Source organism: Ignavibacteriales bacterium (assembly GCA_026390575.1).
GTDB lineage: Bacteria > Bacteroidota > Ignavibacteria > UBA10030 > UBA10030 > Fen-1298.
Window position 1 is genome coordinate 25,931 of sequence record JAPLFR010000010.1, and the last position, 21,143, is coordinate 47,073.

A 21,143-nucleotide genomic window follows, 5' to 3' on the forward strand; every position below is an offset into this window, starting at 1 on the left:
CAAAGGATATAAAGGTTCTCTTTGAATAGACGATTTCTAATTACCGCGACTGTTATTATGTTCGTGTGCAGTTCATTTTCCTATTTTGGTTGTGCAAAAAAGAATATTCATGACATGCACGCACGTCCGAGCGCAGAATGGGTAAAGAATGCAGTCATCTACGAGGTCAATCTTCGCTCGTTTTCAATGAATGGACCATTTAAAGCGCTGGAAGCACAAATTCCAGAACTAAAGAAGTTTGGCGTGACAGTGATCTCCTTAAGGCCGATTCATCCTATTGGTGAATTGAATAGGAGAGGGACGTTGGGAAGTCCATATGCGGTAAGAGATTTCTATACGGTCAATCCGGAATTCGGTACTCTTGAGGATTTTGAATCTCTCGTCAAGACGATTCACCAACAAGGTTTGAAAATTATTATTAACCTTGTTGCCAGTCAGGCTGCCTGGGACAATCAACTTCTCATGGAACATCCGGATTGGTTTGTTCATAATGAAGAGGGAGCGATTGTTTCTCCTAATTACGAAAGTAGCGATGCTGCGCAAATAGACTACCACCAGCACGAGCCGCGCAAGTATATGATTGCGGTGATGAAATTCTGGGTCCAGGAAATCGGTCTCGATGGTTTCCAGTGCAGATCGTCAGAATTGATACCGACAGACTTTTGGGATGTTGCCCGAGATGAGTTGGACAAGATCAAACCAGTGATGATGATTTCAGAAGGCATGCTTCCAGAGCATCACATAAAAGCATTTGATCTGACCTGTTCATGGGAAATGAGGAATGCCTTGGCGAACATCGTCGATGGTAATGTTCCTGCATCGATCATCGATGACTCTTTGAACGCGGAATCCCTACGTTTTCCAACAGGATCGCTTCATCTGCGTTCCAATATCAAACTCGATGAAAACAGAGAAGATGCTCCAAGCATCGAGAAATCCAATCCGCAGGTTGAGAATACAATTGTGATTCTTACATTCACTCTTCCTGGTGTGCCGCTTTTCTACTCTGGCGATGGAACCGGGGAAAAAAGCAAACGAGATTTGTTCAACAAAAATTATGATGACGTATGCACACTTCGCCGGAATCATCTGGCACTGCGGTACGGCTCGTATCGGAATGTACAGAATTCTGCGAATTCTCGTCTGTTCTCGTTCATTCGTATTTCCGAAAAAGATTCTATTCTTATCGTTGTCAACTTTGCCAATGAGAAAAAAGAAGCGGACATTCATATGCCTGCAGGTGCATCCTTATTATGGAAAGAGCAATTCTCAGGTGTCAGCGTTAAGGTAAAAAACTCGAAGTTGAGAGTAGCAGTATCATCATTAGGCTTTCTGGCGCTCATACCGTCTTCTGAATAGGAACTGTTATGAAATCTTTCACGGAATATCTCTGGTTCAACTCGAAAAAGCACCGCGAGTATATAAACATAACCTCTGAAGTGGAGCAGATTCTGGCAAAGAGTGGAATTAAAGAGGGAATGATTCTCGTATCAGCGATGCATATTACAGCTGGTATCTATGTCAATGATGCAGAATCAGGATTGATTCAAGATATCGATGCATGGTTGGAAAAGCTTGCACCGTTTAATCAAGAATACCGCCACCATCATACGGGGGAATCGAACGGCGATGCGCATCTGAAAAGTCTTCTTATTCATCATGAAGTCATTGTACCTGTAACAGACGGCAAATTAGATTTTGGACCATGGCAGCAAATCTATTATGCCGAGTTTGACGGCCAGCGGCGGAAACGCGTCATTGTTAAAGCGATGGGCGAGTGATTCGATAAAAACGAATAACCATTGTTCAAACAACATCAGTCAAAATGTTATGCCAATCAAAAAAACACACGTTATTGAATATGGTATTTTTCGATGTTTCGGTTTCATTGTCAGATTACTGCCATTGCATCTTGTTCACAAAACGGGCTTTGCCCTTGCTCGATTAGCATATCCATTGTTGAAATCGCGTAGAGAAGTAGCGCTCCGAAATCTCCGCAATGCCTTTCCGGAAATGGACGCACAAAGGCGAGAACAAATTGCGCTTCACTCGTTCCAAAATATTGGGGCAACATTCATTGAATTACTCTGGTCTCAGAATTTAACAAAAGAGCTTATCAAGCAGAGAGTATGCATTGATAATTACGATTTGTTAGAACGGCTTCGAGAGAAGAAAAAGGGTATTGTTTTTCTCACAGCGCATTTCGGCAGCTGGGAACTTGCGATCCAAGCAATCTCTGTCTATACGGATATGCCAGTGTGCACCATTGCAAAATCCCAATCGAATGCACTCGTTGACCGCCTTATCAATCGGTGGCGGGAATTGTTTGGACTCAAAATCGTTCCCATGGGTGTGAGCGTTCGTGAAATTCTACGGACGCTTCAGCAGGGAGGAATTGTTGCGCTTGCCGCCGATCAAACAGCTCCGAAGGAAAGTGTTTCGGTAGAATTTTTTGGACGACAAGTGCCGACATTTCAAGGTCCGGCTGTTTTTTGTCTGAAGACAGGCGCTCCTATTGTTTTAGGGTGTACTGTCCGGCAAGAAAATGGAAATTACAAAATGCATTTGGTACATGTGCCGAGTGATGACTTAATGGGTTCTTCAGATGAAAATGTTTTTGAACTGACTCAACGGCAAGTTCGCATGACAGAGGAAATTATACGGCACTATCCGGAACAATGGATGTGGATGCATAAACGGTGGAAGCATGTTCCAGATCGAGTGGGGGGCGTGTAGTGGCGAAGTCATTTAACAAAATCTTAGTTATTCAGACTGCATTCATTGGCGACGCGATTCTCACACTGCCTCTTCTCCAAGCCCTTAAGCTCAATTATCCGCAATCTTCAATTGATGTCATTGTCGTTCCACGGGCAGCGGAAATATTTGCTCATCATCCCGCCATCTCCAAGATTATCCAGTATGATAAACGCGGAAGTGATAAAGGATTAAAAGGTTTGTGGCGGCTCAGAACCAAACTCAGTGCGCATCATTATGATCTGATTATTGTTCCTCATCGATCTTTACGAAGCGCGCTTCTTACTTGGCTCTTGAAACCAACGCTCAGCGTCGGATTTGATAGAAGTGCGGGACCATGGTTATTTAAGAAAAGAGTTCGCTATAATCCTTCAGATCATGAAATTGAACGGAATCTTTCATTGTTGAGTCCGTTGAAACTTCCTCCACATGAGGCCGAATTACCGCGGCTCTATCCTTCAAATCAGGATGCGCAAATTATCGATTCTCTTATGAATGATAATGGTTTGAACCGGTATACAAATATTGTAGCAATAGCCCCTGGCACGATATGGAATACGAAACGCTGGCCGGCAGAAAGATTCGCTTCCCTCTGTAAACAAATCGCTTCAGAAAACGTTGCTCTTGTTCTTGTCGGAGGAAGTGAAGATGAGGTATTGAGCAAAGAAATCATAGAGATTGCACAAGCAGCACATGTATTCAGCGTTGCAGGCAAGCTTTCACTCCTTCAGTCTGCCGAGTTGATTCGTCGCTGCAACGTATTGATTTCGAACGACAGCGCACCGATGCACATTGCCGTTGCTGTGGGAACCCCGGTCGTTGCCATCTTTGGAGCAACAGTTCCCGAATTTGGCTTTGCACCGCGCGGACCTAGGGATGTTGTGATAGAAACAAAGGGACTTCAGTGCCGTCCATGTTCAAGCCATGGCGGAAATATGTGCCCTATAAAAACATTCGAATGCATGCTGTCAATTACTCCAGAAGTTGTTGTGAGTAAAGTGAGGAAATTTCTTCAAAAGTAAGGTATTGGAACATTACTTTTTATGGTAGGAATTGACAGAGAACGAAATGGTCTTAATCCCCACAGATACTGATTCGGATTTATTAATTGGATCAGTTGAAATATTAATAAGAAATTATTATAATTCTGATGAGCCGCATCGCTTTCTAGCTCTAATTGCTCAGTTATGAATTGAGCATGGACGGTGTTTAGCCATCCACTAAAATGTTTCATGACATACTAGGCGAGAGAAAAGCTCCCGCCTTGCGCTGCTTCGGCTTGAGCTTTTCTCTCGCCTCGCAGAAAGTAGAAAGCGGTGTGGCTCTCCTTATTTGAATTCCTATGTCTACCATACCTTTTCCAAATAAATTTCTAGAAAAAATAAAGAAGGTGATCTTGAATAAAGACACTTTCTTGAAATCTGATTCAATAATAGTTTTTGCCTGCGGAGCTAAACCAAACGTTACTAATCCGGGCGGTCGAGATAGAGTTATCGAATATGCTGAAAAAAATCTTACACAGTTTCAATTTTTAATGGCGGAACGTTTTTTTTCATTTTTCCAGAATCATGATAGAATAGATTTGTTATCGTTAGAAAATAAGTTAGCAGAATTTTCTGATTGTATTCTAATTATTCTGGAGAGTGAGAGCACTTTTGCAGAACTCGGTGCTTTTACTAATAGTGATGAATTAGCTAAGATCGCTCTAGTTATTAATGATATTAAGCATGATAAGAGTGATTCTTTTATTAATCTTGGGCCATTAGCTAAAATAAATAAAATATCAAACTTTCGACCAGTTATCCAAGCTAACATGGAAAGCATCTTGACTGTAATTTATGAAGTCCAAAAAAGACTTGAAAAAATTGAAAGAAAAAATAACATCCGGCTTGATATTAGTACATATGAGAAGTTTTTAGCATGTTCACGGAAGGCAAGAACATTTTTACTTTTGGATCTACTGGCATTATTCTCTCCGTTACGCTATTCAGAATTGATTGAAATATTACACTTTATTTATGGAGATCATAGTATTGATATTAATCTTGAAATGGGACTCTTAGCTGCATTTGGGTTTGTAAGCAAACAAGATGATTACTATTTCCGAACATTAGGTGATAGTAAATTATTCTTCTTCTTCCAAGGTTTGAACATTATTCGATTCCGATCAGATATTATTAATTGCTACTTCAAGCTCCGTAAATCTCGTGAACGTCTTGAAATATTAAAGGGACGTACTATCCATTAAGAGAATTATGGCTAAGGAATTATTAGATATAATATCAGAATTTCTAGGATTCGATCGAAATGAAGTTTTAGATATTGTTAATAAGGCACAGACTTCATACAAAAAATATAATATTCGCAAAAAGAGAGGAGGTACACGAATCATCCATCATCCATCAAAGCAGACTAAAGCTATTCAACATGCATTGATGGAGACAGTATTAAGCAAACTACCAATACATGAGTGTGCGTACGCATATCGTCGTGAATTTAGATCTCCTTTGCGTAGAAACGCAGAAAAGCATTCTTTATTTTCTTATTCTATCAGAATCGATTTCAAGGACTTCTTTCCCTCAATTAAGCCTAATGATTTGTTCTCTGTAATCGACAAAAATTCATCAATGGAATTAGATACATCGAATAAGGAGTGTTTAACAAAAGCTTTATTTGTGAAGAGCAAAGACAAAAAACAAGGATTAGCGGTTGGTGCGCCATCATCGCCATTGATTAGCAATATTGTAATGTATGATCTCGATCAAGAAATCCAAAAAATTGCTGGATCAATTTCGAGAAATAACGCTTACACGAGATATGCAGATGATTTGGTTTTCTCGACCAATAATAAAGGAGATTGTCGAAAATTTTACAATAAAGTAAAATCTCTTATTAAGAAAACGCAATCACCACGATTGATAATTAAAGAAGATAAGACAGTGTATTTATCTAGGGGAACAAGAAGAATGGTTACAGGAATTACAATCACGCCTGATCAACATATTTCATTAGGTCGCAGGAGAAAACGTTATATTAAAAAACTTATATTCGATTACAAGAATAATAAGATAGAACCTAAAATTAAATCTTATCTTGAAGGATTCATTGCGCACATACTAGATGTTGAACCTGATTATTACAATAAACTTGTGATTAAATATGGTGGAGAAACACTAGATCGGATTCGGAAACATAAATAAAAATCATTTGCCTTTGGTAATAAGCATAAAACCGTATTTATGAATCATTTGAATCTCTTCGAAAACTTCTCTACATTAAAGTACGAACCAGCATTCTTGCGCCCGTAGTTCGAAAATTGCCCGCGAACGCAGTGAGTGGAGGCAATTTTCAGAATCCCGCAAACGAAGTGAAGCGGGACTCGACGGAAATAAAAAAATGCGCCCGTAGCTCAGCTGGATAGAGCGACAGCCTCCGGAGCTGTAGGCCAGGCGTTCGAATCGCCTCGGGCGCACAGAAATAATGAATTTATGAACTGATTTAGGAATCGACATGCTTAAACCGCAGAAAAAAATTTCCAGAAGAGAAATCAAAGAAGATAAACTCGTAACCAAGTATTTTGAAGCACGCCAATGGATAGATGAAAACACCAAGATCCTTTCCTATGTTGGAATCGGGATTGCAGGCCTGGTGATCATCGGTTTCCTCTGGAGTAAAAGCCGGGCTGATTCAAATCTCAAGGCAACAGCCATGCTCGCGAAGGTAACGCCGTACTATGACGAAGGAAGATATGATCTTGCTATCAACGGTGTTCCGCAGGAAGGTACTCAGGGATTGCAGGCTGTGGTAGATGAACATGGCAGTACGCAGGCAGGTGAAATTGCAAAGCTCTATTTAGCAAATTCCTACTTCGCACTGAAGAGTTATGATAAAGCTCTGAACACGTATGATGATATCAGTGTATCTGATAAGATGATCACGGCCTCTGCGTATGCAGGAATGGCGGCTTGTTATGAAGCGAAAAGCGATTTCAGCCATGCAGCTTCTTATTTTGAAAAAGCGGCATCGAAAAATATGACGGTTATGCAGGGACCGGAAAATTTGCAGAGATCTGCGACAAACTATGCAGCGGCTGGGAAGAAGGAAAAAGCCATCGAACTTCTTCAGACCCTAAAAAAAGAATTTCCTACTTCGCCGTATGCCCGCGATGTTGAACGTCTCATAGCTGAATACAGCGTATAGATCGTTTCTCAGACAAGAAAATCGCCAATGTGTTTCTATCATAGATATACAAGAGGAATCATTGGCGAGATTTCTCTATTATCCTCACGGATGTATGATTACGAGTGACTCCATGTCGCTCATACCGAAGATACTGGACGTACGCAATCTCTGTCAAGGTTCTGTTCTTCCCATCTCTGAATATTTTCATTGTTCCGTAACTTTTCATGAATTATTACGAAATAGAGGTAGTGCTGCAACTCTCGTTCCATTCTGAAAGTGGACAGGAGAACATATGCATTGTTCAGCTTTACAATATATTTACATGGGTTATGGATAACGAGTCATGGTTAATATCTCCTCGATAAAAAGATTAGCAATGCTGGTTATCCCGGCAATTCTTTTACCGCTCGTATTTACATTCGATGTTATACGCGCCACAGTTGAGTTCGATAATGCCAGCATCACCATCTTGCGTGAGTTCTTCGTTCTTGGATCGTTCACACTGATCGGTCTGTTTATCGAAAAACGACGAGCGATGTCGCAGCGCAATGCTCCAAGAGAAATTGGACGTGTTTTTTTTGCAGTCGTTATTTCATTGATAATATCAGCAATTGTTTCATTCATTCAGCCTCATCAACTCTCAGAAGGGGGATCATTCCGCATTCACCAATCGGCGCTGGTATTACTTGCTTCAACTCTTATTGCGTTGGTGCTTGGAGTGCTCTCGTTGTATTTGCTCGTCATCATCCACGATCTCGTACTCTTCAAACGCCGCAAAACGACCTGGCGAAATTATTTTATCTATCTCTTCCTTCTCTTTGCGGCTTGCGCTGCCGATTTCCCTTTTCTTCTGCCGGAAGGCAATATCGTAGCTTCTATATTCTTTTCACTGACCATGATGTTTATCGTCGTGAATTCGTTCAAGCAAAATTGGATTATGTATCTTTCGAGGCGCGAAAAAAAATATTCTATTGTCTATTCAATTTTACTTTTTACCGCTCTTGTCCTATTAGATATCTATCTCGTGAGCGGTTCAGACAACAACAATGCAATTATTTCCTACAGCCGGCCTTTACATACATTCATTCGATTAAATGCCTTCTTCGGAACAGTCTATTTCGGTGTAACGTTCATCAGTACGCTTTTCCATTTACCGACAGCGGAAGTTTTCGAGCGGAAACAGTCGGAGTTGATATCGCTGCATAACTTGAGTCGCTTAGTGACCCAGGTGTTTGATTTCAATGACCTGTTAAACACTGTTACGCAAATGACATCGGAAGTGTGCGGTGCCCGCAGTGTCTGGTTGGAATTATTTTCTCTGAACGATAACACAGGAGAGATGTCTGTGGAAGTAGTTGCGAAGCGTAACATTACTCAGCAGGAAATCGATCTCATAGCAACGGATGATGGAACGCAATTACAGCGATATCTTATGGATTCGCATAAAGCACTGCTCATTGAAGATATCTGGGCGGATCGGCGGACGAAACATCTGAAAGCAAAGGGCTTTGCACGCGGTTCTTTGCTTACTGTTCCGCTTCTTTCCCATGGAAAACTTATAGGTGTTTTGCATGCAACGAAAGATTTTCAGAACGCATTTGATCAAGACGATATAGATGTGATGACAACATTTGCCGATCACGTCAGCATTGCGATTGAAAATTCACGTTTGATCTCCAAATCTATCGAGCGAGAGCGCCTGCATCAAGAAATGATGGTGGCACAGCGGATGCAGAAGCGATTACTTCCTCAATCACTGCCAAACTTGTCATCGGCAGAATTTGCAGCAGTGTCGGAGTCTTCGTTGGAAGTTGGTGGAGATTATTACGATATCATTACTCTTCCCGATAAGCGAATAGGAATTGTCGTTGGCGATGTGTCAGGGAAAGGTGTCTCTGCCGCGTTTTACATGGCAGAAGTAAAGGGAATCGTGATGTCGTTGAGCAAAATCTGCGCGACACCGCGGGAATTACTTTCGTGTGCAAATGACACGCTTATGGAAACTTTGGAAAAGAATATGTTTATTAGTGCAATATACGGCGTGCTCGATGTTCGGAATGCAACACTCACACTTGCGCGTGCCGGGCACTGTCCGGTGATTTATATTTCGCATAATTCGGTTGAATTAATACGATCAACCGGTATCGGTTTGGGATTGACAGGTCGCGAACAGTTTGACCACGCGACAGAAGAACGAACCATGAAACTTCAACCCGGCGATATTTGCATTTTTTACACTGATGGCATTACCGAATCGCGTAATGCAGAGATGGAAGAATACGGCTATGAGCGGTTGATGCAAATAGCAAGTACGTGCACGGATTGTTCAGCAAATGAAATGAAAGAAATGATTTTACAGAGTGTCCGAACTTTTATAGGGCAAGGAACGTATAATGATGACGTAACACTCATTGTGCTGAAGTGGTTAGGAAATTCGTAAGGATAGAGATGATGGAGATGCAATCGATTGCAAGGAGAGAAGGAAAAGAAGGAGACCACCATGATTGATTTTAAAATCCACCAACGGGACAACGCGGACGTCAGCGTGATTGAACTCAAGGGCTACCTTGATGCTCACACTGCGCCTGATCTCGAAACTGCTTTTCAAAAGCTGATGACGGAAAATAAGTTTAATATCGTGGTGAATTGCCGCGATCTTTCGTACATCAGCAGCGCCGGTTTGGGAGTGTTTATGGCGTATGTCGAGGATGTGCGTAAGAATAAAGGAGACATCAAGTTGACGAATATGACGCCAAAGGTGTACAACGTATTTGACTTGCTGGGTTTTCCAATCTTATACGAAATATATAAGGATGAACAAGAAGCAGTCGTACGGTTTCATGAAGCAAAGAAATAAGAACTAGGAATGAAACGGATTCAGTAAAAATTATTCATCCATGGAAACGCAGGCAGCACATAGATCGAAAAGGATTCTCAGCCGGACAGATAATCTCTTAGAAGTAAGGGAATTTGTCGGTGAAGAAGCGCGTGCGTTCGGTTTTTCTGACGAAGATGCTGCTAATATTGTGTTAGCAGTCGATGAAGCGTGCACGAATATCATCAAGCATGCATATCAGTATGCAACAGATAAAGAAATTGAAGTCTCCATTCTTCCTAAAAATCGTTCTTTTGAGATTCGAATATTTGACAACGGCAGATCGTTTGATCCTTCCACTATTCGTCAACCGGATTTAAAAGAGCATATTGGCCATCGCAAGCGGGGCGGACTTGGTGTCTATCTGATGAAAAAACTTATGGATAAGGTGGAATATAATTTCCATCGGGGAAAACGAAACGAAGTGCGACTTATCAAATACCTATCGAATGCATCCACTGTTGCAGAGAGGTAGCAACGAAACGCTCTAGCGTACAATTGACATCAGGAGATCGGAAACAAACATCCGACCTCCTTCCGTTGTTTGAGTTCAGCAATATCATCAATTCCTCACTTGAGCTCGATTTCATTCTCAGTACAGTTCTGCGTACGCTCATGGGCAAGATGCTCGTGACGCGCGGCATCATCCTTCTTAAACGCTCTGGAAAATTATTTCAAGTGATAGCCGCAAAAGGTCTGGATAATTCCATCGTCGGACAGAACATCGAAGTAGAACAAAAATTGCGTTCTATTCAATCGGCAAAAAAACTGATGCACGGAAGTCCGCAGTGGTTGGAATTTCTCAATCATAATCAGCAATCGCTGGTTATTCCGATTCTTTCGCAAAGCCGCATCGTCGGTTATATCACTCTTGGCGAGAGGTTAACGAAATCGCCATTCTCAGCATTAGATAAAAAAATCATACAATCATTAGTTAATCTATCCGGTGCAGCGATTGAGAAGGCGCTCATCATAGGTCAAGTGAAGGAAGCAAATCGAAGTCTCGACAGAAAGATTCAGGAGCTCAATACACTCTTTGATCTCAGCAAAGAATTCAACATCGGGCTGGATGAAAAAAAAGTCGTTCGACTCGTTACATTTGCGCTTCTTGGACAAATCGGAGTGAAGAGTTACGCAATCTGTATTCGGAATGAAGACGAACTCAATATTATCGCTTCGCGGATGGAAGGAAGCGCCATTCTGCAAGAAATCCTTCCCAGTCTATGCGATCTCACAAAGTCTGCTACGACACAGGATTTGTTAAAGTTGAAAGCATATCGTATCGCAGCGGCAAGACTCATTAAAATGGGAATTACCGCGGTGGTGCCGATGCACATTCAGCAGAAAACGAATGGGATGATTTTGCTCGGCGAACGATTACGCGGCGGTGTCTATTCGCAAGCCGACCTGGAATTTCTGTACTCGCTCGGTAATCTTGCTATCATCTCCATCGAAAACGCAAGGCTTTTCAAAACCGCCATAGAAAAACAGCGGATGGAAGATGAATTAAATATTGCACGGGAAATTCAGCAAGGACTTCTGCCGGAAAAACTTCCGTCCATTCCGCAGTTCGATATTGCTGCTCTCACGATTTCATCAAAGGAAGTCGGCGGTGATTATTACGATGTCATCAATCGCAAGCAGGATGAATATGTGCTGGCAATTGGCGATGTCTCAGGCAAAGGGACACCGGCGGCATTATTGATGGCGAATGTACAAGCGGCGTTACGCGCTCTTGCACCGTTGTGTTCGTCCGTCGCAGAAACGACCGGGCAGATTAATGATCTCACCTGTGCAAACACTCGCGGGGGAAGCAGGTTTATCACCTTCTTTTGGGGCATACTCGATGCTCAGACACGTCAATTCCGTTACACGAACGCCGGACATAACCCGCCGTACGTGATGAGAAAAAGCGGAACGATTGAGAAGTTGGAAGAAGGCGGCTTGATTCTTGGCATTTTTAAAACGACAACACCGTATGCGGAAGCCTCTATGACACTCTTGCCAGGAGACGTATTAGTAATGTACACAGATGGTGTCAGTGAGGCAATGAATCAAGACAATGAACAATTTACTGAAGAGCGTCTAGAGGATATTCTCAAAAAATCGACAAATCTCTCTGCTAAAGAAATCATTCGACAAGTTCAAAAAGAATTAGAAATTCATACACAATCCACACCGCAATCCGACGATATTACCTTACTGGTACTCAAAGCGTTGTCATAACAGTTTTCATATCCCGTCTGAATTTTCTTTTACAAGAGCTTTAACAATTATTATCGTTTACTTACCGCCCGCTGCGCGTTGTACCGCTTGTGCGTCTGTCAGAAACTGTGCTCGTCGTTTGTGTGTTTTCTGATTGGCCCGATCGTTGATACCCGGAGTCTCGAGTTTGAGACTGAGATTGCGGTGCAGTCATAGTTGAAGTAGATCCAGCAGTGGGCATTGGATAATAAACAGTAGGAGGTGGTGGATCGTAAGTGGGTACAGGTGTTGGCACATATACTGTCACTATTTCAGGTTGATAAATAATGGTTTGTGATGGCTCGACTGCCGAATAATTTTCGTCCTCCACGAATGCAAGCTGAGTGTAACATCCGCTTAAAGCAATGGAGAATAACATGGTCAACAGTGGCAAGAGGAGAGAAGCCTTGATCGTTTTCATTTTAGTATTCCTTTCTGATGACAACATCAAATAGAGCAAGAGTTGTGCCGCGATATTGAGGTCAAATATCCAGAAAATCTTCGTTGAAGTGTACAAAAAAGTCATCAGTATGGATAATAAAGTAGACGATTCCGCCAGAATGAACCATCTCGAGAATCCATTTAATCTTTTCTCAGCACGTTGATAATAGGGCGCACTTTACGTAAATTCTATCCGAATGCGTTAAGGCAGCGTATGGTGTTTTCTCTATCGATAAAAGGATTTTTCCGGAATGAAATATGACTTCTTAAATATTGAAAATAAGTGGCAGGAACATTGGGAGCGCGAGAATACATTTCGTGTCTTGGATAATGAACAGAAACAAAAATCGTATGTGCTGGATATGTTTCCATATCCATCCGGAGCTGGGCTGCATGTCGGTCATCCGGAAGGATACACAGCTACCGATATTCTTTGCCGCTACCGGCGGATGAAAGGTTTTGCTGTTTTACATCCGATGGGATGGGATGCATTCGGGCTGCCAGCCGAGCGTTATGCAATGCAGACGAACATCCATCCGAAAGTGACAACAGAACGCAACATCGATACCTTCAGGCGCCAAATCAAGATGCTTGGATTGAGTTACGACTGGGAACGGGAAGTCAATACAACTGATCCGAAATATTATAAATGGACTCAATGGATATTTTTAAAGATCTATAATTCATGGTTCGACCCTCGTGAACGCAAAGCACGCCCGATTGAAACACTGGAGCAGGAACTTGTCGCGTACGGAACGAAGAATCTGGATGTCGAACATTCATTCACTGCCGATGAATGGAAGCGGAAGACAAAAAAGGAGAAGCACGATTTCATTGCACAATTCCGTCTTGCCTATGTTGCTGAAATTCCCGTCAACTGGTGCGAAGCACTCGGAACAGTGTTAGCGAATGAAGAAATCGCTGAATGGACAGAGAAAGGTTATTCTGTCGAACGCCGCCCGATGCGTCAATGGATGATGCGTATTACGGCATACTCAGAGCGGTTGTTGGAAGATGCAAAAGAGTTAGATTGGCCTATTTCGACACTGGAACAGCAGCGAAATTGGATCGGCCGTTCTGAGGGTGCAGATGTCATTTTTGCAGTGAAAGGGAAAACCGAAAAAATTCGCGTTTTCACAACTCGCCCAGACACACTGTTCGGTGCAACGTATATGGTTCTTGCACCTGAACATCCCTTGGTAGATGTTGTCGCATCATCAGAACAACGAGAGCAGATTCAGCAATACAGAAAAGAAACAGCATTCAAAAGCGAACTGGAACGTGGAACGGAAAAAGAAAAAACCGGTGTCTTCACCGGCGGTTATGCCGTCAACCCGACTACTGGGAAAGAAATTCCAATCTGGATTGCAGATTATGTACTGATGGGATATGGCACAGGAGCCATCATGGCAGTGCCGGGTCATGATGATCGTGATATGGAGTTTGCGAAGAAATTCGATTTGGAGATCATAAGGGTTGTCGATGGCGGGCCGGATGCTGCTGAGTGTTTCGTAGATGACGGCATTGCAATCAACTCGGCAAATAAAGAAGTCTCGCTGAATGGATTGCCGACACCCGAAGCAAAGAAAACAATCATCGCTTGGTTAGCGAAGAAAGAGCTTGGTAAACTTTCGACCACATATAAATTACGCGATTGGCTCTTCTCGCGCCAGCGGTATTGGGGCGAACCGATTCCCATTATCTATCTTGAAGATGGAACGTTGAAGGCAATTGATGAAAAGGAATTGCCCTTGGAATTGCCAAGTTTGGAAAAATTCCAACCAAGCGGTACAACAGAATCTCCACTCGCGCTTGCGATCGATTGGGTGAATGTTATCGACAAGGAAACAGGACTGAAGGGGCGCCGCGAAACGAACACCATGCCGCAATGGGCAGGGTCGTGCTGGTATTACCTCCGCTTCATCGATCCAAAGAACGACAGCGTTTTTTGCAGCATGGAAAAAGAAAAATATTGGATGCCCATCGATTTATACGTCGGCGGTTCGGAACATGCAGTTTTACATCTGATGTATTCGCGCTTCTGGCACAAAGTGCTTAACGATCTTGGGTATGTCAGTACAAAAGAACCGTTTCTCAAACTGCGGCATCAGGGAATTATTCTTGGTGAAGATTCACGCAAAATGTCTAAATCGCGAGGCAATGTTGTCAATCCGGATGATGTGGTGAAAGAATACGGCGCCGATTCAATGCGGCTATTTGAAATGTTTATGGGACCATTGGAGGAGATGAAACCCTGGAGCACACGCGGTGTGGAAGGTGTGTTCCGATTCCTCAATCGGTTCTGGCGTTTGTTTTTGAACGAAGACGGTGCGTTGGATTTAGCAATCAAAGATGTTGAGCCGACCGCAAACTTCGAACGGCTGTACCATCAAACTGTAAAAAAAGTCGGCGATGACATTGATCATTTACGTTTCAACACCGCCATTTCGCAGATGATGATTTTCCTGAACGAAGCAATGAAGTTAGAAATCCGGCCGCGCAACCTGATGGAAAATTTCGTTCTGCTTCTTGCGCCGTTTGCTCCGCACATTGCTGAAGAAATATGGGAGAAACTCGGCCACATGAAATCAACAGCATATGAACCATGGCCAATGTATGACGAAGCCAAATGTGCGGAGTCGACAGTAGAGGTGGTGTTGCAGATTAATGGAAAGGTTCGCTCGAAAATTTCGGTGGCGAAGGATACTCCTACGACGGAACTAGAACGGTTGGCTTTTGAAGATTCCAACATCAAACGTTATACTGACGGCAAGCGCATTATGAAGAAAATTGTTATTCCGAACAAACTTGTTAATATCGTCATTGGAACCTAAGCAAGGATACATTCGTGATTCAGCTTTCAGTTGTCATCATTACCTATAATGAAGAGCATAACATCGCTCGCTGTCTCGATTCTCTCAAAGAAATTGCGGATGAGATTATCGTTGTGGATTCTTATTCTACCGATAAGACTGTAGAAATCTGCAACTCCTATGGCGCGAAAGTATTCCAGCACAAATTTGAAGGACATATCCAGCAGAAAAATTATGCTTTAGAGAAGACATCATTCTTTTTTGCGCTGTCTCTTGATGCGGATGAGGTTCTCTCAGATGAATTGCGCGAATCCATCGCTTCTGCAAAATCTGACTGGAAATATGATGGATACGAAATGAATCGGTTGACGAATTACTGCGGTGCATGGATCAAACACTGCGGTTGGTATCCCGATCGGAAGATCCGTCTCTTCGATAAACGAAAAGGGAAATGGACGGGAGTCAATCCGCATGACTGTTATGCATTGAATGAAGCGCATGCATCTGTCGGTTATTTGCACGGAGATATTCTGCATTACAGCTATTATTCAATTTCCGATCATATCAAGCAGGTTGATTATTTCACAGAAATATCCGCGCGTGTTCTGTTTGAACAAAGAAGGAGGGCGTCATGGGCGCGACTGATCGTTTCTCCCGGAATTCGGTTCATTCGTGATTATGTTTTGAAACGCGGATTTTTAGATGGCTATTATGGATTTGTTGTCTGTACAATTTCTTCCTATGCAGTATTTTTGAAGTATGCAAAATTACGTGAATGTTGGAAATAAGAAAGGAGATTGTTATGACTTCAGCAGAAAAGAATGTTTCGCTTTTTTTTAGTTTGGTCATGACTTTTCAAGCGGCGGCAATGCAGCAGATGGGAAAACTCAAAAATCCCATTTCAGATAAAATTGAACGAGATCTTCAGCAAGCGCAATTATCTATCGATATTCTCGATATGCTTGAAGAAAAAACACGCGGAAATTTGTCAGAAAATGAAACTAAATTATTGAAAGGCATCCTGCAGGAATTGAAGTTGAATTATGTTGACGAGATGTCAAAAGAACAGCCGTCAGCGAAAAAGAAATAGTGTGTACTATGAGATTTGGAATTGCTGGAAATTTAGATAAAACAGAATTGCCGAAAGTCGTTGAACGACTGATCACACGGTTCAAAAAAGAAGAAGTACCGTACGTTCTTCATACAGCGATGGCAAAGGGATTGCGCGGAAAGATAGACAAACGCCTCCTAAGTCAGTCGCCTGTCGTATCTGAACAGAAGCTGCCGTCAGCGTGCGACATTCTCATTTCGCTCGGCGGTGATGGAACGATCCTCCGAATGGCGCGGCTCGTCAGCAGTAGGGCGACTCCAATCTTAGGTATTAATCTTGGTAAGTTAGGGTTTCTTGCAGAAGTCTCGCTGGAAGAACTTGATGAATGCCTGACTGAAATCATTAGCGGCGATTATATAGTTGAAGATCGCATGATGCTGCAGGCACGGATCGGAAAATCAAAAATAAATGTGCATGCATTAAATGATGTTGTTCTTCATCAGACCGGTTCTTCGCGGATGTTCAGTGTGAAGACATTTGTGAACGGTGAATTTCTTTCTAAATTTATTGGCGATGGTATTATTATTGCGACCCCCACAGGATCGACGGCGTATGCTCTTTCGAATGGCGGCCCAATAGTGACGCCTACGAATCATTTGATTCTTATCAGCCCTATTTGTCCGCATACATTAACAGCAAGAACCGTGGTGGTGCCGGAAGAATCAATCATCACTCTTAAAGTTGAAACAGCAACCGGAAAGATTCATCTTGCCGCTGACGGTCAACAGCAGGCATTATTGCTGCCTCCTGTGGAAATCAGCATCGAACGTTCACCGCTCGCGACAAAACTTGTGAAGCGAAAGAACAGAAGCTATTACGATGTGCTGCGAAGAAAACTTAACTGGGGAAAGGATGCTCGAAATTTGTAAGGCCTCGAACCTTAATTGTTCCTCGCACCTTCATCAATCCATTTTTTCACACCATTGATTTGATTCTTTGTTAATGGCTGGCTTCGAAGCGGCATTTGCGGAGCAAGACTGCCATCAAGGTACTTGGCGAGAGGACTCGTGTTACCGTTTTTTGGAATAACGATTGGCGGCAAATAATCAATGAGAGAATGCCAGCACACATCATATTCAAGGTTGAGATTCGCTGCCGGTTGGCTGCCGCCATGGCATCCAGCTTCAGCGCATGTTTGTTGGAAAAGTGGTTCCACATATTTACTAAAACTCACATTACTATCCGGAAAAATGATGTTGGATGTGTTGCTTTGATTTGTTTGATCTTTACATGAAGGCACTGTAATAGTGCATACAATAAAAAACCCGATGATAAGCAGCGGTAATGTGCAAGAATATTTTTTAGGTGTTTCCGTAAAGAGATCCAATCTTATTTGTTAATATTCCAAGATTAAAATATCAAAAACTCACTCATACTGCAATGACTTTCTAATTGACTTTGCATCGATCCTTGGGTATATTTTATACAATGAATGGGCCGTTAGCTCAGCATGGGAGAGCGCCACAATGGCATTGTGGAGGTCACCGGTTCGAGCCCGGTACGGTCCACGAAAAGGACAATCCAATCGATTGTCCTTTTTTTGTTTTAAAAAGGAAATAACAAAACTTTATTGATTGGCTCGCAAATAATAATATCATCAATAGATCAGCGTACTATGAGATGAAACGATGAACTTACCTGATGGTGGATGCTGTTCTGGCTATTCGCAAAATTTACCTGTACTATTCTTGTGAATGATTGACTGTTGTGCGTATTGCATTTTCATAGAGTATGTTCTTCCATAGATGAGATAATTATGTTCCGATTCCAGATTTTACGGGTTTCTGCCCTTCTATTCATTCTCATTCTCGCCGTTTCAACGTTGTGGTCGGCTCCACTATCATTTGTTCCTATCGAGTTGGTGCAGCCGGATGGAACACGATTGCATGTATTTGCCAGCGGCGACGAATTCTATAATTGGGTGCATGACAAAGACAGTTATACTATCATTCAGGATCCAACCTCACATTACTATGTCTATGCGATTTTGGGAAAGGGGAAACTTCTTCCGTCGTCCTCTATTGTCGGCAGGATTGATCCTAAAGTCACAGGATTGACACCGGCAGTAAATGTTTTTCCAGTATATTCACAACGGCAGACATTTGCAAAAGCAACGTACGCATCGATGGTTTCAAAAACCGGTCAGACCAGCGAATTTTCCAATCTTGTGATCTTCATACGGTTTCAATTGGAACCGGAATTCAGCGACACCTCCGCTAACTTGTATGATTCACAATTTAATTCACCCTCCGGTCCTTCGCTCAAAGAGTATTATCAAGAAGTTTCATATAGCCAGCTCGCGGTTTCGAGTTATATTATTCAGCGCTCGGGGAATGCGATAGTTTCATATCAGGACAGCCACCAGCGCGGGTATTACCTCAAATACGATGCTGTCACGAATCCTTTGGGATATACAACCGATGCGGATGCACGAGAAGCGAATCTTCTACGCAATGCGATAACGGCGGTTACGAAGGATCTTCCTACTTCGCTTAATCTGGACGGTAATGGTGACGGAAACGTAGACAATGTGACCTTCGTTGTTTCTGGTACTGCTGCGGGCTGGGCAGATCTTCTCTGGCCGCATATGTCTACAATGTCGTCATCGCCTGCGATATCTATTAATGGAAAGATAGTCTCGTCGTACAATTTCCAGCTTGATAAAATGCTTGACGTGGGAGTGCTCTGCCATGAAATGGGACACAGCGTGGGTATGCCTGATCTTTACCGTTATACAAATACGGCCATCAGTCCATGCGGCACGTGGGATATTATGTGTGGCGGCAGCGCCCACATGACAAATTATTTGAAATATAAATACGGCAAATGGATTTCTTCGATCCCGGAAATTTCTGCCGATGGTACATACTGGCTTAAAGTGTCGACCTCTCCAACGAACAATGTGTATAAAATCAAATCGCCAAGAAGTGTACGGGAATATTTCGTTCTGGAATTTCGGAAAGAGAACGGACTTTACGAAAGTCTGCTTCCGGGAAGTGGATTAATTGTATACAGGATCAATGAACGAGTGAGCGGCAACGCTTCAGGTCCTCCTGATGAAATATACGTGTATCGACCGAATGGAACGCTCTGGATAAACGGGAATCCTTCTCAGGCATATTTGAGCAGCGAGTCTGGCCGAACCACACTAGGCGATTCCACAAATCCCGCCAGTTTTTTAAGTGATGGATTTCCGGGCGGTTTATCGATTAAAAATATTGGTTCTTCCAGCGGGGATTCTATAAGGTTTGATGTTCATATTGTACCAAGTGTCCCTATCACAAACGACTATTCTGCAAGTATGACAAATTATTCCTGGATAGATATTTCAAACTCAGGTAATGCTATTCAGAACTGGATGAACGGAACGGCAAGCCGCGATTCATCTTTTGATGATGGATATACGGCAAATGCCATTCCGCTGGGATTTAAGTTCACGTACTATGGGAATAAATACGATTCCATATATGTTGGGATTAACGGTCTGGTGAGCTTTACACAAAAGGCGCTCAATATTAACAGCAGCGGATTTTCTTCATTGAACTCATTTGGATATTTCAGCGACGGAATTTATTGGCCGGGCAACACACAATTCCCTGCATCGATTGCTGTGGCGTATAATGATTATGATTTGAATCCGAAGGACACGTACGGAGGCGGAAGAATTTTGTATCAAACATTGGGGAATCGGTTTATTCTCAGTTGGATCAACGTCGGTACATTTGAACAGAAAGGAGATACGTCGAATTCATTCCAACTCGTGCTAGATGCTTCAAACAGTTCGATAACCGTCAACTTTCAGAACTTTGGATTGACTGCGACACGGCAGGCGATCAAGATAGGAATTCAAAAGGATTCGACCAACGGACTAAGCTGGCTTGAAGCGGGGGATTATACTGAACGGATTCCGTCAAATGGAAGCAGTGTGATTATTGCACCTTCGGTAAGCACTGGCATTGCAGAGCCAACTGGCGTGCCGACACCATTTGCGCTTGAGCAGAATTATCCCAATCCATTCAATCCAACGACGCATATGAAATTTGAGATGAAAGCGACGGGATTGGTCTCGCTCAAAATCTATGATATGCTTGGACGCGAAGTGGAGACATTGGAGAGCGGAGAAAAACTGCCTGGAACATATGAGATGGTCTGGGATGCCAGCCGTTTTGCCAGCGGAATATATTTCTATCGTCTGAGCACGGGAAAATTTTCTCAGGTCAGGAAGATGATTTTGATGAAGTAAGGGACATCAAGGAGCACCTGAAAAAGAGTACCGGAAAAGTAAATGGGAAGAAGAGTCGCATACATAGTAGTGATATTTCTCCTGGTGATGGGTTGCCGGAAAGAAGTACAGAAAATATCGTCCGAATCGGTAGAAAGAATATTCACAGGAAGTTATTCAGTGATCGAATACTATGAAGTAGCAGATGGACCGCATGCGGGTTTTAAAGGGAGCAGCTCATATACTATTCAGGTGCAGGGTGACAGCAGGCGTCATATTCTTTTGTTCGAAAACATCGCTCATACATATACTATTGTTGGAAGTCAGAAAGGGGACAGCATTTTTCTAGACACGCAAAAGTTTCCTTATCATAACGAATATGTATCAATTTCCGGATATGGAAAATATTCTGGCGACAGTCTTTTTCTAGAGCTTTTTTCAGGCGGGCCAGCCGGACAGATTAATTATCATTGCAGGGCAAAAAAACTGTATTTGAAATAA

The 21,143-nt window shown here is 42.6% G+C and carries 18 protein-coding genes, 2 tRNA genes and 2 pseudogenes; 20 read left to right on the plus strand and 2 right to left on the minus strand.

The features are described 5' to 3' along the window. Positions 1-21 precede the first annotated feature (21 nt). From NTX44_10260 to NTX44_10315, 12 genes are all read left to right on the plus strand, one after another. Entirely contained in the window at positions 22-1,359 is a 1,338-nt protein-coding gene (locus tag NTX44_10260) for an alpha-amylase family glycosyl hydrolase (GenBank protein ID MCX6121988.1), read from the plus strand. An 8-nt stretch (positions 1,360-1,367) separates the two neighbouring features. Beyond that, positions 1,368-1,781: a secondary thiamine-phosphate synthase enzyme YjbQ gene (locus NTX44_10265; protein MCX6121989.1), complete on the plus strand. Its 414-nt coding sequence runs from the start codon at positions 1,368-1,370 to the stop codon at positions 1,779-1,781. Beyond that, positions 1,723-2,736 carry a lysophospholipid acyltransferase family protein gene (locus NTX44_10270; protein MCX6121990.1) on the plus strand — a complete coding sequence of 338 codons (1,014 nt, stop codon included), beginning with the start codon at positions 1,723-1,725 and terminating at the stop codon, positions 2,734-2,736. The genes NTX44_10265 and NTX44_10270 overlap by 59 nt, the downstream gene beginning before the upstream one ends. After that, on the plus strand, positions 2,736-3,776 hold the full coding sequence (waaF, locus tag NTX44_10275) for a lipopolysaccharide heptosyltransferase II (GenBank protein MCX6121991.1): 1,041 nt from the start codon (positions 2,736-2,738) through the stop codon (positions 3,774-3,776). The genes NTX44_10270 and waaF overlap by 1 nt, the downstream gene beginning before the upstream one ends. A gap of 374 nt (positions 3,777-4,150) precedes the next feature. Then, positions 4,151-5,002, plus strand: coding sequence for a retron St85 family effector protein (locus tag NTX44_10280; protein MCX6121992.1), 852 nt, complete (start codon positions 4,151-4,153; stop codon positions 5,000-5,002). Positions 5,003-5,009: 7 nt separating this feature from the next. Continuing rightward, a complete protein-coding gene (locus NTX44_10285; protein MCX6121993.1) occupies positions 5,010-5,954 on the plus strand; it encodes a retron St85 family RNA-directed DNA polymerase in 945 nt (314 codons plus the stop codon). Between the two features lie 198 nt (positions 5,955-6,152). After that, positions 6,153-6,226 (plus strand) — tRNA-Arg (locus NTX44_10290). A 38-nt stretch (positions 6,227-6,264) separates the two neighbouring features. Next, positions 6,265-6,954, plus strand: coding sequence for a tetratricopeptide repeat protein (locus NTX44_10295; GenBank protein MCX6121994.1), 690 nt, complete (start codon positions 6,265-6,267; stop codon positions 6,952-6,954). A gap of 325 nt (positions 6,955-7,279) precedes the next feature. Further along, positions 7,280-9,376 (plus strand): SpoIIE family protein phosphatase, encoded by a 2,097-nt coding sequence (locus NTX44_10300; protein MCX6121995.1) that lies wholly within the window; start codon positions 7,280-7,282, stop codon positions 9,374-9,376. A gap of 60 nt (positions 9,377-9,436) precedes the next feature. Beyond that, complete coding sequence (locus NTX44_10305; GenBank protein MCX6121996.1) at positions 9,437-9,793, plus strand: STAS domain-containing protein; 357 nt, start codon at positions 9,437-9,439, stop codon at positions 9,791-9,793. 40 nt (positions 9,794-9,833) lie between these two features. Further along, positions 9,834-10,286: an ATP-binding protein gene (locus tag NTX44_10310; GenBank protein MCX6121997.1), complete on the plus strand. Its 453-nt coding sequence runs from the start codon at positions 9,834-9,836 to the stop codon at positions 10,284-10,286. A gap of 23 nt (positions 10,287-10,309) precedes the next feature. Then, entirely contained in the window at positions 10,310-12,037 is a 1,728-nt protein-coding gene (locus NTX44_10315; protein MCX6121998.1) for a SpoIIE family protein phosphatase, read from the plus strand. 61 nt (positions 12,038-12,098) lie between these two features. Here NTX44_10315 and NTX44_10320 read toward each other — a convergent pair whose 3' ends face one another. Next, on the minus strand, positions 12,099-12,476 hold the full coding sequence (locus NTX44_10320; GenBank protein MCX6121999.1) for a hypothetical protein: 378 nt from the start codon (positions 12,474-12,476) through the stop codon (positions 12,099-12,101). Between the two features lie 271 nt (positions 12,477-12,747). On the opposite strand from NTX44_10320, the pseudogene NTX44_10325 reads away from it, so the two are divergent. The 5 genes and pseudogenes from NTX44_10325 (at position 12,748) to NTX44_10345 (ending at position 17,289) form a co-directional block, all read left to right on the plus strand. Beyond that, positions 12,748-13,176: pseudogene (locus NTX44_10325) on the plus strand (class I tRNA ligase family protein). Further along, positions 13,171-15,330 carry a leucine--tRNA ligase gene (gene leuS / locus NTX44_10330; protein ID MCX6122000.1) on the plus strand — a complete coding sequence of 720 codons (2,160 nt, stop codon included), beginning with the start codon at positions 13,171-13,173 and terminating at the stop codon, positions 15,328-15,330. The pseudogene NTX44_10325 and the gene leuS overlap by 6 nt, the downstream one beginning before the upstream one ends. A 35-nt stretch (positions 15,331-15,365) precedes the next feature. Next, positions 15,366-16,097 (plus strand): annotated as a pseudogene (locus tag NTX44_10335) (glycosyltransferase family 2 protein). A gap of 14 nt (positions 16,098-16,111) precedes the next feature. Beyond that, positions 16,112-16,399, plus strand: coding sequence for a DUF1844 domain-containing protein (locus NTX44_10340; GenBank protein ID MCX6122001.1), 288 nt, complete (start codon positions 16,112-16,114; stop codon positions 16,397-16,399). Positions 16,400-16,407: 8 nt separating this feature from the next. Further along, positions 16,408-17,289 carry an NAD(+)/NADH kinase gene (locus NTX44_10345; GenBank protein MCX6122002.1) on the plus strand — a complete coding sequence of 294 codons (882 nt, stop codon included), beginning with the start codon at positions 16,408-16,410 and terminating at the stop codon, positions 17,287-17,289. Between the two features lie 11 nt (positions 17,290-17,300). Here the strand turns inward: NTX44_10345 and NTX44_10350 are convergent, their stop codons facing one another. Beyond that, positions 17,301-17,747, minus strand: coding sequence for a hypothetical protein (locus tag NTX44_10350; protein ID MCX6122003.1), 447 nt, complete (start codon positions 17,745-17,747; stop codon positions 17,301-17,303). A gap of 107 nt (positions 17,748-17,854) precedes the next feature. Between NTX44_10350 and NTX44_10355 the strand changes: the two genes are divergently transcribed. The 3 genes from NTX44_10355 to NTX44_10365 all read left to right on the plus strand — a co-directional run bounded on the left by NTX44_10355 (position 17,855) and on the right by NTX44_10365 (position 21,143). Continuing rightward, positions 17,855-17,928: transfer RNA gene (locus NTX44_10355), tRNA-Ala, on the plus strand. Between the two features lie 248 nt (positions 17,929-18,176). Then, complete coding sequence (locus tag NTX44_10360; GenBank protein ID MCX6122004.1) at positions 18,177-20,663, plus strand: M6 family metalloprotease domain-containing protein; 2,487 nt, start codon at positions 18,177-18,179, stop codon at positions 20,661-20,663. Positions 20,664-20,705: 42 nt separating this feature from the next. After that, positions 20,706-21,143, plus strand: coding sequence for a hypothetical protein (locus tag NTX44_10365; protein MCX6122005.1), 438 nt, complete (start codon positions 20,706-20,708; stop codon positions 21,141-21,143).

What these genes read in the sequence shown, in the direction of transcription:
- NTX44_10265 (MCX6121989.1), top strand. Translation starts at nt 1,368, where the DNA reads ATGAAATCTTTCACGGAATATCTCTGGTTCAACTCGAAAAAGCACCGC.
- NTX44_10270 (MCX6121990.1), top strand. Translation starts at nt 1,723, where the DNA reads ATGCCGAGTTTGACGGCCAGCGGCGGAAACGCGTCATTGTTAAAGCGA.
- NTX44_10285 (MCX6121993.1), top strand. Translation starts at nt 5,010, where the DNA reads ATGGCTAAGGAATTATTAGATATAATATCAGAATTTCTAGGATTCGAT.
- NTX44_10295 (MCX6121994.1), top strand. Translation starts at nt 6,265, where the DNA reads ATGCTTAAACCGCAGAAAAAAATTTCCAGAAGAGAAATCAAAGAAGAT.
- NTX44_10300 (MCX6121995.1), top strand. Translation starts at nt 7,280, where the DNA reads ATGGTTAATATCTCCTCGATAAAAAGATTAGCAATGCTGGTTATCCCG.
- NTX44_10305 (MCX6121996.1), top strand. Translation starts at nt 9,437, where the DNA reads ATGATTGATTTTAAAATCCACCAACGGGACAACGCGGACGTCAGCGTG.
- NTX44_10310 (MCX6121997.1), top strand. Translation starts at nt 9,834, where the DNA reads ATGGAAACGCAGGCAGCACATAGATCGAAAAGGATTCTCAGCCGGACA.
- NTX44_10320 (MCX6121999.1), bottom strand. Translation starts at nt 12,476, where the DNA reads ATGAAAACGATCAAGGCTTCTCTCCTCTTGCCACTGTTGACCATGTTA.
- NTX44_10340 (MCX6122001.1), top strand. Translation starts at nt 16,112, where the DNA reads ATGACTTCAGCAGAAAAGAATGTTTCGCTTTTTTTTAGTTTGGTCATG.
- NTX44_10345 (MCX6122002.1), top strand. Translation starts at nt 16,408, where the DNA reads ATGAGATTTGGAATTGCTGGAAATTTAGATAAAACAGAATTGCCGAAA.
- NTX44_10360 (MCX6122004.1), top strand. Translation starts at nt 18,177, where the DNA reads ATGTTCCGATTCCAGATTTTACGGGTTTCTGCCCTTCTATTCATTCTC.
- NTX44_10365 (MCX6122005.1), top strand. Translation starts at nt 20,706, where the DNA reads ATGGGAAGAAGAGTCGCATACATAGTAGTGATATTTCTCCTGGTGATG.